Consider the following 14,480-nt stretch of genomic DNA (forward strand, 5'->3'; position numbering starts at 1 on the left):
GCGTGACTATGAAATCCGCTCATTGTCACTAGGACGGCGCTACGTGACTATGAATTCCGCTCATTGTCACTATGACGGCACTGCGCGACTATGAAATCTGCTCATTGTCACCAAGACGGCACTGCGTGACTATGAATTCCGCTCATTATTGTCACTCAGCACTATAGTCTCGCTGCTCTTTTATCTTGTTGCCAGGCTTATCCTTATACCTCTGTACTTTCTTCGTTTCTTTCAAGGCTGCATTGACATCATAATATCTGAACTCATACGATGTCTGCCTTCCTTTTTTAATTACATCACAATGCCTCTGAAGTGAACGAAGTACTGTCCTACCATGCAGCTGATGATCTATTAATCTCAGCAGCGACCGTTTCGTCATCGGCTGATTATAAAACAGGAACTTATGGTCGCTCATGGCGCGGAGCAGATGTGTTTCGTTACTTTCTATTGTACCGCACTCAGCACAAGTTAACTGGAAACGTCCCTTTTCTAGATTAAAACTTCCGCATTCTCCGCAATAAATCCCCGTTCGGATTTGACCGGCATCTAGGCTCCCGTTAAAATATGGATTTTCTGTTATATGTGCACGAATTAATGATACAAGTTTATCCGCCTTCTCGGTATTATAACTCTCTTTAAACTGGCGGAAGTATTTCTTCAGATCCATACGGATGACGACATTCTTCCAAATTGAGTTATCCTCTGAATACAGTCTGAAGTCATCATTTGGAAATATCACCTTACCCGTTATCTCAACAGTCACATTATAATTTCTGCAGATGCGGTATAATTTTCCGACTGCCCGGTCGACTTGTGAAAATGGATTATCGGGAATTACTTCATTATTCCTCGAAAATCTGCCGTTTTTATAATAGTATTCTCCCCGGTAATTTTTAATTTCATTGACAACAACAGCATCTCCCGCAATAACCAGACTGTCATACTGAGCTCCCGTTTTTCCTGCAGCAAGATAAACATCTCTAAAAATATAAAGATTGCTGTGTCCTATTTCATCAAAAATTTTATCGTATAAGCATTCGCCCTCATAACCGCTTCTATATATTTTAAGCTGACGGTCTTCGGCAGCATTCAAATGACGTCTCTTCTGCAAAGCTCTATAATGTAAAAGTTCCACCGGTATCTTTCTGCTGTTTAAAAACATTTAACCTCTCCTTTTTAAGAATACTCCTCACTATAAATATAGATGAAATTCCGGAGTTTCCTACCAATATCCGAGGTAAATGCAAAAATTGAAAAACTGCGCATCATAATCAGCAAAAAACAAAAAATCCGCTCCTCTACAGAGGGGCGGATCGAAAGTTTATAGATTAACGGCGTAGTCCAAGTTTAGCGATTAAGTCGCGGTATCTTACTACGTCTTTGTTGCGCAGGTAAGTCAGCAGGTGCTTGCGGCGTCCTACCATTTTAAGAAGACCGCGTCTTGAGTGGTGGTCTTTCTTGTGCGTGCGCAGGTGATCGTTTAATGTGTTGATTTCTTCTGTTAATACAGCGATTTGAACTTCTGGTGACCCAGTATCAGTTTCGTGTACGCGGTATTCTTCGATTAATTCTGTTTTTCTTTCTTGTGAAATTGCCATTATAATTTCCTCCTAATAATTTATATACACCAATATCCGAGCATGCGTCGGAGTTTCAACAATGCCAAGATACGGTACTCGTAATATTATATACTTTTTTAAGCTTCATATCAAGTATTCATTTACAAGATAAAAACCGGTCCTCTTGAAAACGTCAGCCTACAGGTCTCGGAGCAGCTCGCGCGCAATCTTCGCATCGGAATCGATTGCCGCGATCAGCGGTTCGATGCCGTCGAATTTTTCTTCATCACGAACGAAGTAATGCCAATGAACCGTGACGTTTTCCCCGTAAATATCGCGGGCGAAGTCGAAGATGTAAACTTCCGTCGTAAGACGCGCGTTGTCATGGAAGGTCGGTTTAACTCCGACGCTCGCAACCCCTTTATAGAGCGTGTCGTCGTTTTCAATCGTCATCGTCACAGCATACGAACCTTTTGCCGGCATGAAATAGCGGTAGTTGGGTTCAATGTTTGCAGTCGGGAAGCCGATTGTCCGGCCGCGCTTCTCACCCTGGACTACAATGCCCTCGATATCGTAAGCGCGGCCTAAAGCTGCGTTGGCCTTATCGAGTTCGTGGTTATCTAGATATTCGCGGATGCGGGTCGTCGATACTTTACTGTCCAGCATTTCATGCTTGCCGACTTCTGTCGTATTGAACTCTTCATACAGTTTTAAGTCTGCGACTGTACCGCTGCCTTTTTTGCCGTATGTATAATCGAATCCTGCAATGACTTCTTTGATGTTGCTGCTGATAATGTATTCCTTGACGAAATAATCTTTATCGAGTCCTGCAAAAGCACTGGAAAAGTTAATCACAAATACATAGTCTATGTCGAGTTCTTCCAGTTTCTTCATTTTAATGTCAAACGGCGTCAGGTAGGTTGTACGCTGTTTTTTAGGGTCGAGCACGACAGAAGGATGCGGGTCGAAGGTCATGACCGCTTTCTTTAAACCGCGTTCTGCTGCGATTTCCTTCATCGTATTGATGACATCGAGATGTCCTAAATGGAGGCCGTCAAAAAAGCCCAGGGCTGCTGCTGACGGCTCTATGTTTGAAAGTGCTTCATCGTTTGGATAGTGCAATTTAATTATTTCCATAAGTCCCCCATAAGTTATTAAACATTTTAAATGGTTTTAACTGATCAGGTTTTTCGGGATGTGTTTTGTAAATTCCGAGCGGCATCTCACCGCGGGTAAATAAAATAGTATCGAGGTCAGTTAAACCCAGCATTGTTAATATATCACTTTTTACTACTTTTTGCCCGTGTGTGATTTGAAATAATAAATCTTCATCCTGAATGTCGTATCTCAATATATCATCCAGCATATCGATGATGGGAATCGGCTCTGCTTTTACTGTGCCGTCTCTTAAATCGCCGAGCGCAATGGCCTGGTCGATTGAAAATCCGCAGGATCCTGTCCGGCGGAGATAGGACATATGTGCAGGGTAGCCGAGTGCACGGCCGATATCGACTGCGAGCGTGCGGATGTAAGTGCCTTTTGAGCAGGTGACATCGATATCAAAAGATATAGTCCCTTCCTCATAGCTGAGGTCTGAAGTGAGTTCCAGATGTTTAATCCGCACTGTCCGCGAGGGGCGTTCCACTTCAATGCCTTCATGAGCGTACCAGTACAATTTCCGGCCGTTGACCCGAACGGAACTGTACAGCGGCACAGTCTGGCTGTAATCGCCTTTAAACTGTTCGATGACAGCGAGGACATCTTTTTTATTTACGCTGCCTTCAGGAACTGCTTCAGTTTCAAGTGTCTTCCCTGTCGAATCTTCTGTATCTGTGGTGCGCCCGAGTGTGACAGTCGCGCTGTAGCGTTTGTCGCGTTCCTGGAGAATTTCAGTCAGCTTGGTCGCATCTCCGATAACAATCGGGAGCACCCCTGTCACCGACGGATCGAGCGTGCCTGTGTGGCCGACTTTTTTAGTTCCGAGGACTCTCCGCATTTTGTAGATGACATCGTGCGAAGTCATACCGGCGGGTTTATCGACTGGAATCACGCCGTGAATATTATTGTTTGCCATTATCTTCACCTGCTTATTTTATGTAGAGGAAGAAAAAGCCGCACCCGGCTCCCGGCGGGGAAAACGAGTGCGGCTTATCTTGTTATATTACTTGTCATCGCGTTCTTTGATGTCGCTCAGGAGCGATTCAATCTTTTGTCCGTAATCGATGGAAGTGTCGTATTTAAACTTCACTTCCGGTGCTTTACGGAGACGGATGTTAGTCGCAACAGCTTTTCTGAAGAGGCCGTTGAACTTATCGAGCGTTTCCTGCACGAATTCTCTGTTGTTGTTCAGCGACGTATAATAAGCGGTCGCTGTTTCATTTTCTTTTGTGACCTCGACTTCGGTAATAGTTACCATGCCGATGTCCGGTTCTTTCTCTGTTACTGTTGTACGGATTTCTTCGCTAAGCACTTTTTTAATTTCTTCTGCTATGCGTTCATTTCTCGTTGACATAATTATTTCCTCTCAATCTCTACCATAATGAATGGCTCTATTTGGTCGCCCTCTTTGATATCGTTGAAGTTCTTAATTGTCAGTCCACATTCGTAACCTGTAGTGACTTCTTTTGCATCGTCTTTGAAACGTTTCAGCGTATCGAGTTCGCCTTCGAACACGACAATACCGTCGCGGATTACGCGCACGCCGCTGTCACGTGTAATCTTGCCGTCTGTAACGTAAGCTCCCGCAATCGTACCGACTTTCGATACTTTAAAGATTTCACGCACTTCGACATTACCGATAACTTTCTCTTCGTATTCAGGGTCAAGCATACCCTTCATAGCCGATTCGATTTCTTCGATAACTTTGTAAATAATGCGGTGGAGTCTCATATCGATCTGGTTTTGCTCAGCTGCGCGTTTCGCATTGACATCCGGACGGACGTTAAAGCCGATAATAATCGCGCTTGAAGCGTTTGCGAGCGTAACGTCTGATTCGTTAATTGCACCGACACCTGTATGGATGATGCGGACATTAACTCCTTCAACGTCGATCTTCATCAGTGAAGCAGCAAGGGCCTCAACCGAACCTTGTGCGTCACCTTTGATGATGATGTTGAGATCTTTCATCTCGCCTTCTTTCATCTGTTCGAACAAGTTATCGAGCGATACTTTCTGGTTAACTTCTCTGTCGCGCATAATCTTATCTTCGTGACGCGCTTCACCGATGGAACGCGCTTTTTTATCGTCTTCGAAGACTACGAAACGGTCGCCCGCTTCAGGCACATCGTTGATACCCGTAATTTCAACCGGTACCGACGGGCCTGCAGATTTAATGCGCTGGCCAGTGTCTGAAACCATGGCGCGGACTTTACCGAAAGTCGAGCCGACTACGATAGAGTCTCCGACGTTAAGCGTTCCGTGCTGGACGAGCAGGCTCGCTGCAGGTCCGCGTGATTTGTCGAGTTCTGCGTCGATTACCGTACCGATCGCAGCCATCTTGCTCGTCGTCTTAAGTTCAGCCATTTCACCGACTAAAGTAATCATTTCAAGCAGTTCATCGATACCCTCGCCTGTCAGTGCAGACAGCGGAACGAAAATTGTATCCCCGCCCCATGCTTCAGGATAAAGACCGTACTCACCGAGTTCAGTCATAACGCGGTCTGCGTTCGCTGTCGGTTTGTCAGTTTTGTTGACCGCGACGATAATCGGCACTTCTGCCGCTTTCGCGTGGTTAATCGCTTCGATTGTCTGAGGCATTACTCCGTCGTCTGCTGCAACGACAAGAATAGTAATGTCCGTCACCTGTGCTCCTCTTGCACGCATAGTTGTGAAAGCTGCGTGTCCGGGAGTATCTAAGAAAGTGATTTTTTTGCCGCCGTGTTCAATCTGGTAAGCGCCGACATGCTGAGTAATACCGCCCGCCTCACCTGCAGTCACTTTCGTGTTGCGGATCGAATCTAAGAGCGTAGTTTTACCGTGGTCAACGTGGCCCATAATTGTGACGACGCTCGGACGTTCTTCATCTAGTTTTTCTTCTTCAAGGTCGAAGAAGTTCGTGAGATCCGTATCGTCTACAAATACCTCAAGCTCAGAAGTAAAACCGTAGTTTTCTGCTACGACTTCAACCGAATCCTGGTCGAGCGACTGGTTAATGTTCGTCACGATACCGAGCATAAATAAGTCTTTAACGATAACTGAAGAATCTACGCCGATTTTCTCAGCCAGTTCACCGACTGTAATTCCCTCTTCGTATGTGAAATGCTTGTTTTCAGGTTCAGCCTTTTTCGGCTCCTGGTTTTTGGCTTCCTGGTTTTTAGGAGCTTTGTTTTTCGAATTTTTCTGGTTTTGCTTATTTTTTTGATTTTTATTGTTATTATTTTTCTGCTGGTTCTGTTTGCTGTTTTGTTTAGCAGCAGGTTTACTACCGGCCGGTTTTTGAGCTGCATCTTTGGCATTCTTATTAAACTCGGCATCGAGAACTTTCAGCACGTCATCTTCCAGTGAAGACATATGGCTTTTAACCTCGATATTTTTCGATTCCAGAAAATCGATAATTTCCTTGCTTGTTAAACCTTTTTCTTTGGCGTATTCATGAATTCTTATTTTACTCATTGAACCAATCCCTTCTATAGGAGCTCTTTTATCTTTCTGGCGAATCCCTTGTCGGCAATTGCCAGTACGACCCTGTTATATGTGCCGGTCGCCTGAGACAGCTCTTCGTTTGTGTACTTGTCAATGACAGTGACATCGTAGCTTGCACATTTGTCTTTAATTCTCTTTGCAGTACTTTTACCCGCATTTGCAGCCAGCAACACAACTTTTGTTCTGCCGCTTTTTATAGCTTCAAGGGTTTTCTCTTCACCGGTAACAGTTTTGCCTGCGCCGGTGGCGAGGCCGATATAATTTAAAATTTTATCGTTCATCGTTTTGGAATATCCTCTCTGTAAATAAGACGGATAATTTCATCATAGACCGGGTCCAGTGTTTCGGTCGTTTTGCCGAGTACTTTTTCAAGCACTTTTTTACCGCGAGCATTATTGACCTTGTCGAGATCTTTCACGACGTAGCTGCCGCGGCCGTTCTTCTTGCCGGTTGCGTCTGCAGCAACTTCGCCTTCCTTGTTTACAACGACGCGGATTAAATCTGCTTTCGGATGCATTTCATTCGTCAGGATGCATTTGCGCATCGGAATTTTCCGTGCCATATTTTCACCTCTAGTCGTTACTGATGCCCTCATTCAGAGCATCTGATTCGCTTTTAATATCTATCTTCCAGCCAGTGAGTTTTGCAGCAAGACGTGCGTTTTGTCCTTTTTTACCAATTGCCAGAGACAGCTGATGGTCGGGAACGACTACGACTGTAGACTTGTTCTCTTCATCGACGTTTACACTGACAACCTGTGACGGGCTGAGTGCGTTTTTGACGAATACTTTCGGATCTTCATCCCAGAGGACGATATCGATTTTTTCACCGTTCAGCTCATCGACGATGGCTTCCACACGTGCCCCTCTTGCACCGACACATGAACCGACAGCGTCGACATCTGTATTTTTAGCGTAGACGCTGATTTTAGAACGTTCGCCCGCTTCACGCGCCACACTCATTACTTCAACTGTTCCGTCAAAAATTTCCGGCACTTCTTCTTCAAATAAACGTTTCAAGAGATTCGGGTGCGTTCTCGAGACGAAAATCTGCGGTCCTTTAGTCGTCTGTTCAACCTTGTTGACATACACTTTAATGCGCTCGTTCGGAATATAAGATTCGTTCGGCATACGTTCCGATTCAGCAAGCACCGCGTCTGTTTTGCCGAGCTGGATATAGACGAAACGGTGGTCGACACGGTCGATTAAACCTGTCAGCACTTCGTCTTCTTTGTTGATAAATTCATCGTATAAAATGCCGCGTTCAGCATCGCGGATACGCTGCATTACTGCTTGTTTTGCAGCCTGTGCACCGACGCGGTTAAAGTCCTGAGGTGTTACATCCTCATCAAACGGATCACCGATTTCATAGGCCGGGTTATAGTTCTGCGCTGTTAAGAGATCAATTTCTGCAGTTGGATCTTCCACTTCTGCAACAACATCTTTACGCGAAATTACATGGTAGGCACCTGTCTCCATATTTAAATCGATTGAAACGTTTTTGTGGTCTGTATAGTTTTTCTTATATGCAGTAATCAGTGCTGCTTCAATTGCGTCAGTCAGCACTTCCATAGGAATATTTTTTTCTTTATGAATAAATTCAACTGCATTAATTAGTTCCTGATTCACTCAATTTTCCTCCATTCTAGAATAAGACGGCTTTTCTTATTGTTGCAATTTTGTCCCGTTCAATTGTAATTGTTTTTGTTCGTGTTTTTACTTTGTAATCAATCGTTACAGAGTTTTCATCGTAAGCGGTCAGTACACCTGTCCACTCTTTTTCACCGGCGATCTGCTGATATGTTTTAACGTAAATACCTTTGTTCAGCGTAAGCTCGAGATCTTCCTCATCTTTAATCGGACGTTCTGCTCCGGGAGATGACACATCTAAATAATACGCGCCCCCGATAATATCCCATTCGTCAAGCTGTGCACTGATTATTTCCGAGAACGCTGCACAATCATCGAGTGAAATACCGCCTTTTTTATCCAGGAAAATTCTAAGGAAAAAGTCAGGTCCTTCTTTAACGTAGTTAACTTCAACCAGTTTTAAATCGTTGTCTTTTGCAATTGGCTCGACATGAGTAAATACTTTCTGTTCGGTTGCATTCATGTCAAAGTCCCCCTTTCAAAACTAAGAGAAGAACGGGACGAACCCGCTCTTCTCCTGCAGACTGAGTATTTTTAATCACTAATATTATACCATAAGCAATTACACCGTGCAAGAAGACTAGATGTCAAAGATTGACAGCTGGGCTTTGTCCGGCAGATGATCAAGACTCCCGAGTTCGGTCAGGTAATCGATCAGTTTCTGTGAGACGCCGGCTTTTTTATTTAAATCTTCTTTAGAGATAAAACCCTCGTCCTCGCGCGTTTCCACTATTCTTCTTGCAACTGAAGCACCGAGGCCCGGCACCGCTATAAACGGCGGGATCAGCGTGTCGCCTTCAATAATAAAGTCGAAGGCGTCCGACTTGTCGACGCTGACAGGCTGCATTTTAAATCCGCGCTGCGCCATTTCATTGACCAGTTCCAGCACGACGAGTGTATCTTTTTCTTTTTTCGACAGCTCCTGGAAGTTCTGGTTCAGTTCATTGACGCGGTGGCGGATAGTATCTTTATCTTTGACCATCGTCAGAAGATCAAAGTCCGTTGCCCGTACTGTAAAGTAGCTCGCATAGTAAAAGAGCGGGTGATGCACTTTAAAGTAGGCAATTCTGACCGAGTTCAGCACGTAGGCTGCGGCGTGAGCTTTAGGGAACATGTATTTAATTTTTTTGCACGATTCAATGTACCATTTCTCAACACCGTTATCTTTCATCGCCTGCTCGTGCTCTTCAGTCAGACCTTTCCCTTTACGCACTTTTTCCATAATGTTAAACGCAAGACTCGGTTCCAGCCCTTTGTACATCAGGGTTACCATAATGTCATCCCGGCAGCCGATAACATTTGACAGGTCGCACGTCCCTTTCCGGATTAAATCCTGGGCGTTGCCGAGCCAGACATCCGTTCCGTGGGACAGTCCTGAAATCTGAACGAGTTCACTGAAGGTCGACGGTTTCGTATCTTCCAGCATCTGACGGACAAAGCCCGTTCCGAATTCCGGAATGCCGAGCGTTCCCGTTTTACATAAAATCTGATCCGGTGTTACACCGAGAGATTCAGGGCCGCTGAACAATTTCATCGTTTCCTTGTCGTCGGTCGGCACGGTGGTCGGATCGATGCCGGATAAATCCTGCAGCATGCGGATCATCGTCGGGTCATCGTGTCCGAGTATATCGAGTTTTAATAAGTTGTTATCGATTGAGTGAAAGTCAAAGTGCGTCGTCTTCCATTCGGCTTCGACATCATCAGCCGGATACTGAATCGGAGTAAAGTCGTATATATCCATGTTGTCCGGCACAACGATAATACCGCCCGGGTGCTGGCCCGTCGTCCGTTTAACGCCGGAACAGCCGAGTACGAGGCGGTCGATCTCAGCCCCCCGCTTATGCAGTCCGTTATCGTTGAGATAACCTTTAACGTAACCGAAGGCCGTTTTTTCTGCGACCGTGCCGATAGTCCCTGCGCGGTAAACGTAGTCCACCCCAAACAAATCTTTCGTATAGTTATGCGCTTTAGGCTGATAGACACCGCTGAAGTTTAAGTCGATATCAGGCACCTTATCCCCTTTAAATCCGAGGAAGGTTTCAAAGGGAATATCCTGACCTTCTTTAATTAAATCAACATCGCACTTACTGCATTTTTTATCGGGCAAGTCATAACCGCTCGATACCGAACCGTCGGTAAAGAACTCCGACTCTTTACACTCGGGACAGACATAATGAGGCGGCAGCGGATTGACTTCGGTAATTTCAGTCATTGTTGCGACTAAACTCGACCCGACGGAACCCCGTGAACCTACCAGATAGCCGTCATCAAGCGAGCGCTTAACGAGCTTGTGCGAAATCAGGTAAATAACCGCAAAGCCGTTGCCGATAATACTCTCGAGCTCTTTTTCAAGGCGGTCCACTACAATTTGCGGCACCTCTTCGCCATACAGTGCTTTTGCGTTGTCGTAGCTCATCTGTCTGATTTCTTCTTCCGCACCGTCAATTTTCGGCGGATACAGATCTTTCTTAATCACTTCAACTTTGTCGATCATGTTCGCTATTTTCTGCGTATTCTCGACGACGATTTCAAAGGCAGTATCTTCATCGAGAAAATCAAACAGTTCGAGCATTTCTTCTGTAGAACGGAAATGCGCTTCCGGTAAATTACCGCGGGACAGCGGGTTACCCGGATTCGATTTCACTAAAATGTCCCGGGACAGTTTATCGGACTCTTCAAGGTAATGGACATTGCCGGTTGCAACGACCGGTTTACCCAGCTCCTTGCCGAGCTTAATAATATTTTCAATAATTTCTTCAAGGGTCGCCTCATCGCGTACCACTTCCCGGTCTAAAAGACGCTGGTAAAGGGGTTTTGGAAATACTTCGAGATAATCGTAAAAGTGCGCTTTATTTCTCGCTTCTTCATAGGATTTCTGCATCATGGCTGTAAAAACTTCACCGTTGTCGCAGGCGCTGCCGATTAAGAGTCCTTCGCGGTGTTCTTCCAGCACCTGGCGTTTAATTCGTGCAGACCGGTAAAAGTGATCGGTCAGCGACAGGCTGACAATTTTAAATAAGTTTTTTAAGCCCGTATTGTTCTGAACCAGTATAGAGACATGTGTCGGCATAGCCCGCTTATACGAATCGCTGTTTGACAGACTCGAATTTATATCTTTGTGGTTCGTAATCCCGTAATCAGCTTTCAGCTGCGCCATCATTTTAATGAAAATATAAGCGGTGGCTTCCGCATCGTAAATCGCTCTGTGATGCTGAGTTAAATCAACGTTGTACTGCTTCGCCAGAATATTCAGGCCGTGTTTTTTCATCTTGGTATTAATTGTGCGCGACAGCTCGAGCGTATCGATAACACCGTTCGTCGATTTGCCGAAACCTTCTTTTTCATATGCTTCATCGATAAAGCCCATGTCAAAGCTCGCATTGTGCGCAACGAATATAGCATCGCCGACCCACTCTTTAAAGTCTGTAATAACAGAACTGATGTCCGGTGCGCCGACCAGCATATCATCGGTAATCCCGGTTAGTTCTTTAATCAGTTCCGACAGCTTTTCTCCGGGGTTGCTGAAACGTTCAAATTTATCGATGACTTCGCCGTTTTTCACTTTAACTCCGGCAAGCTCGATGATTGAATCATACTTTGATGACAGTCCCGTCGTCTCCACGTCAAAGACCACAAATTCGTGATCTTCAAGAGAGTAATCCTGGGGCTTGTAAGCAATTGGGGCGCCGTCGTCGACCAGCATGCCCTCCATGCCGAAAATCATCTTAAAGTCATCGTCGCCGCTCGTTGCGTTAAAGGCATCCGGAAAGGCCTGTACGTTGTTGTGGTCCGTTACCGCAAGGGCTGAATGACCGTACTGTTTCGCACGTTTAATATATTCTGTAATACTCGTCATGCCGTCCATCTGGCTCATCGTTGAGTGCAGGTGAAGCTCCACGCGTTTTTTATCGGCATTATCACGCTTCGGTTTCTTATTAACCGCCGTTAAATTTCGGATATTTAAGACCATATCTTTCGTAAATTCATCGTATTCCACCCGGCCTTCGATAATGACCCAGTCGCCTTCTTCCAGCACTTCGAAAACTTCGTCATCATTTTTACCGTGACGGGAAAACATTTTTGCCATAATCGAATCCGTGTAGTCGGTTAATTTCAGCTGCAGGATTTTACGCCCGCTCCGGAGATCGCGTACTTCTTTTGAAAAAATATGCCCTTCAATTTTGACACTGTATTCTTCATCAAAAATATTTTCTAAAGGACGCACACCGTCAAAGGTTTGCGGTTTGCCGATTTGTTTTGGCACATTGCCTTTGCGCTCAGTCTCCTCCGCCTGTTTTTCCCTGTCGGAAATAAACTGGGTAATGAGTGCCTCCCGTTCATCGCTGATTCTATTTTCAAGCGCTTCTGACAGCGATGACTGCAGATCATCGTCAATCGTTACTTCAAGTCCGTTTAAATGAATGCCGAAATACTTATATGCATTCAGCAGGTTGCCGTTGATATGCCTGTTGAAATGCGACTGTTCAATTGAATTCTTAACCGCGATATAAAGCACACCGTTATCGAGTTTTTTAGCTGTTCTTTCCAGCTGGTGCTTTATATTGTCATTGATAGAAAGACTGTGTACTGCGAGCGGGAAATAGTCTGTTACGAGCTGTTCATCGAACTCTGCAGCCGACATGATCAGTTCCGTTTTTGCAATGTCTTTAAATGCTTTATTTATGTTAGCACTCATCATTTGGTACAGCGCGCTCGGTATAATGCGCGATGTTGTCAGATGAAACTGCCAGATCCGTGCATCATCATCGACAACGACACGCGACAGCTCAGCGTCTTCCAAATAATTATTCTGAGTGATATTTGCCTGTTCAAGTAAAATCTTTAATTTATCGTGGCTTTCCAATTAGAAAACACTCCCAGTTAAAAATTCCACATCCTGCGCCTGTCTTCCTAGAAAAACGCGTAAATCTAAGATTTACGCGTAGTCATTGTCTGCAAGATATGATGTTAAGTCTGTAATCCGCACTTCTGTAGATTCTTCGTCAAGACGGCCTTTCACTTCGACTATGCCGTCTTTCGCGCCGCGTCCGACGACGATTCTTACAGGCAGGCCGATCAGTTCCGAATCGGCAAATTTAACGCCTGCGCGCTCGTTGCGGTCATCGTACAGCACACGGTGGTTTTTCGATAAAATATCGTAAATTTCCGCAGCCGTGCCGGTAATCGTTTCATCCTTCGTATTCGCAGTAATAAGGTGAATATCAAAAGGTGTGACTGATTTCGGCCAGTAGATACCTTTGTCATCGTTATGGCTTTCGACGATTGCCGAAAGCACGCGTGAAATCCCGATACCGTAACAGCCCATTAAGACCGGTTTTGCACGGCCGTTCTGGTCGAGTACGTTGAAATCCATAGCTTCGGAATATTTAGTGCCGAGTTTAAATACCTGACCGACTTCAATACCGCGCATGAATTTAGCCGGACCTGAACCGTCAGCAACCGTTTCACCTTCGTTAATAAATCTGAAGTCACCCGTACCGGCTGCTTCGAAGTCGCGTTCATGGTTCACATTTAATAAGTGATAACCCGTTTCATTGGCCCCGACCGGATAATTTCTCATCGCTTCGACCTGGTAATCAAGATAGACGGGAATTGGTGAACCGACAGGACCGAGAGAACCGGGTGCTGCATTCAATTCTGCTGTAATTTCTTCATCCGCTGCCATATCGATCATTTCAGTATTAAAGTAAGCTTTCACTTTAACATCGTTCAGCTCCTGGTCCCCGCGGATAACAATCATTTTCAGACCGTCTTCCGTTTTAACAACCATCGTTTTAGTCGTTAAAGTTAAATCGGCATCGAGGAAATCGGCAAGTTCTTTTACCGTGCCGATATCAGGTGTCGCGATTTTTTCAGTTTCAAGCATTTCTTCAGTACTGCGCTCTTCTGGCGGTGTACATTCTGCTTTTTCAATGTTTGCAGCATAGCTGCTTTCATCTGTGTAAACGATAGTATCTTCACCGATATCTGCAAGCGCCATAAATTCATGTGTGTGGCTGCCTCCGATAGAGCCGCCGTCCGCCTCGACTGCTCTGTAGTTTAAGTCGAGACGCGTAAAGATGCGGCTGTAGGCGTCGTACATATCTCTGTACGTTTTATCTAGCGATTCTTCATCGATATGGAAAGAGTAAGCGTCTTTCATTATAAATTCACGTCCGCGGAGCAGGCCGAATCTCGGTCTTAATTCATCGCGGAATTTCGTTTGAATCTGGAATAAGGTAAGCGGCAGCTTTTTATAGCTTTTCAGTTCATCGCGGACGAGCGAAGTAATTACTTCTTCGTGTGTCGGCCCGAGAGCAAACTCCCTGTCATGACGGTCGCGGATTCTCATAAGCTCTTTGCCGTATGCATCCCATCTGCCCGATTCTTCCCATAATTCGCGGGGGTGCAGCACCGGCAGGTGCACTTCGGCACCGCCGATATTCATCATTTCCTCACGCACAATATCCTGAATATTGTTCAGCACCAGCTGCGTGATCGGCAAATATGCATATATACCGCGTGCGAGCTGTTTAATCATACCTGACTTCAGCATCAGGCGGTGGCTTAAACTTTCGGCTTCTGTTGGTGTTTCCCTAAGTGTAGGGATAAACATTTGTGATTGCCTCAT

General features: G+C 45.2%; 12 protein-coding genes. All 12 read right to left on the minus strand.

The window, feature by feature from the left end; all coding sequences use genetic code 11:
• Nucleotides 1-151: 151 nt before the first annotated feature.
• Nucleotides 152-1,162 carry a nuclease-related domain-containing protein gene (locus tag IR135_RS00150; RefSeq protein WP_135095633.1) on the minus strand — a complete coding sequence of 337 codons (1,011 nt, stop codon included), beginning with the start codon at nt 1,160-1,162 and terminating at the stop codon, nt 152-154.
• A 166-nt stretch (nt 1,163-1,328) separates the two neighbouring features.
• Nucleotides 1,329-1,598, minus strand: coding sequence for a 30S ribosomal protein S15 (gene rpsO / locus IR135_RS00155; protein WP_115885802.1), 270 nt, complete (start codon nt 1,596-1,598; stop codon nt 1,329-1,331).
• Nucleotides 1,599-1,757: 159 nt separating this feature from the next.
• Nucleotides 1,758-2,696, minus strand: a complete 939-nt coding sequence (gene ribF / locus IR135_RS00160) for a riboflavin biosynthesis protein RibF (protein ID WP_135095635.1) — start codon at nt 2,694-2,696, stop codon at nt 1,758-1,760.
• Nucleotides 2,683-3,633: a tRNA pseudouridine(55) synthase TruB gene (gene truB, locus IR135_RS00165; RefSeq protein WP_135095637.1), complete on the minus strand. Its 951-nt coding sequence runs from the start codon at nt 3,631-3,633 to the stop codon at nt 2,683-2,685. The genes ribF and truB overlap by 14 nt, the downstream gene beginning before the upstream one ends.
• An 87-nt stretch (nt 3,634-3,720) precedes the next feature.
• A complete protein-coding gene (gene rbfA, locus IR135_RS00170; protein WP_135095639.1) occupies nt 3,721-4,071 on the minus strand; it encodes a 30S ribosome-binding factor RbfA in 351 nt (116 codons plus the stop codon).
• Between the two features lie 2 nt (nt 4,072-4,073).
• Nucleotides 4,074-6,170 (minus strand): translation initiation factor IF-2, encoded by a 2,097-nt coding sequence (gene infB / locus IR135_RS00175; protein WP_135095641.1) that lies wholly within the window; start codon nt 6,168-6,170, stop codon nt 4,074-4,076.
• Between the two features lie 14 nt (nt 6,171-6,184).
• A complete protein-coding gene (locus tag IR135_RS00180) occupies nt 6,185-6,481 on the minus strand; it encodes a L7Ae/L30e/S12e/Gadd45 family ribosomal protein (RefSeq protein ID WP_115885797.1) in 297 nt (98 codons plus the stop codon).
• Complete coding sequence (gene rnpM / locus IR135_RS00185; RefSeq protein ID WP_115885796.1) at nt 6,478-6,762, minus strand: RNase P modulator RnpM; 285 nt, start codon at nt 6,760-6,762, stop codon at nt 6,478-6,480. Before rnpM ends, IR135_RS00180 begins: the two co-directional genes overlap by 4 nt.
• Before the next feature lie 10 nt (nt 6,763-6,772).
• Complete coding sequence (gene nusA, locus IR135_RS00190; RefSeq protein WP_115885795.1) at nt 6,773-7,828, minus strand: transcription termination factor NusA; 1,056 nt, start codon at nt 7,826-7,828, stop codon at nt 6,773-6,775.
• Between the two features lie 16 nt (nt 7,829-7,844).
• Nucleotides 7,845-8,312: a ribosome maturation factor RimP gene (gene rimP / locus IR135_RS00195; RefSeq protein WP_115885794.1), complete on the minus strand. Its 468-nt coding sequence runs from the start codon at nt 8,310-8,312 to the stop codon at nt 7,845-7,847.
• Between the two features lie 117 nt (nt 8,313-8,429).
• A complete protein-coding gene (locus IR135_RS00200; RefSeq protein ID WP_135095643.1) occupies nt 8,430-12,713 on the minus strand; it encodes a PolC-type DNA polymerase III in 4,284 nt (1,427 codons plus the stop codon).
• 72 nt (nt 12,714-12,785) lie between these two features.
• Nucleotides 12,786-14,480: a proline--tRNA ligase gene (locus IR135_RS00205; protein ID WP_135095645.1), complete on the minus strand. Its 1,695-nt coding sequence runs from the start codon at nt 14,478-14,480 to the stop codon at nt 12,786-12,788.

Source organism: Jeotgalicoccus nanhaiensis (assembly GCF_015235105.1).
Classification (GTDB): domain Bacteria; phylum Bacillota; class Bacilli; order Staphylococcales; family Salinicoccaceae; genus Jeotgalicoccus; species Jeotgalicoccus nanhaiensis.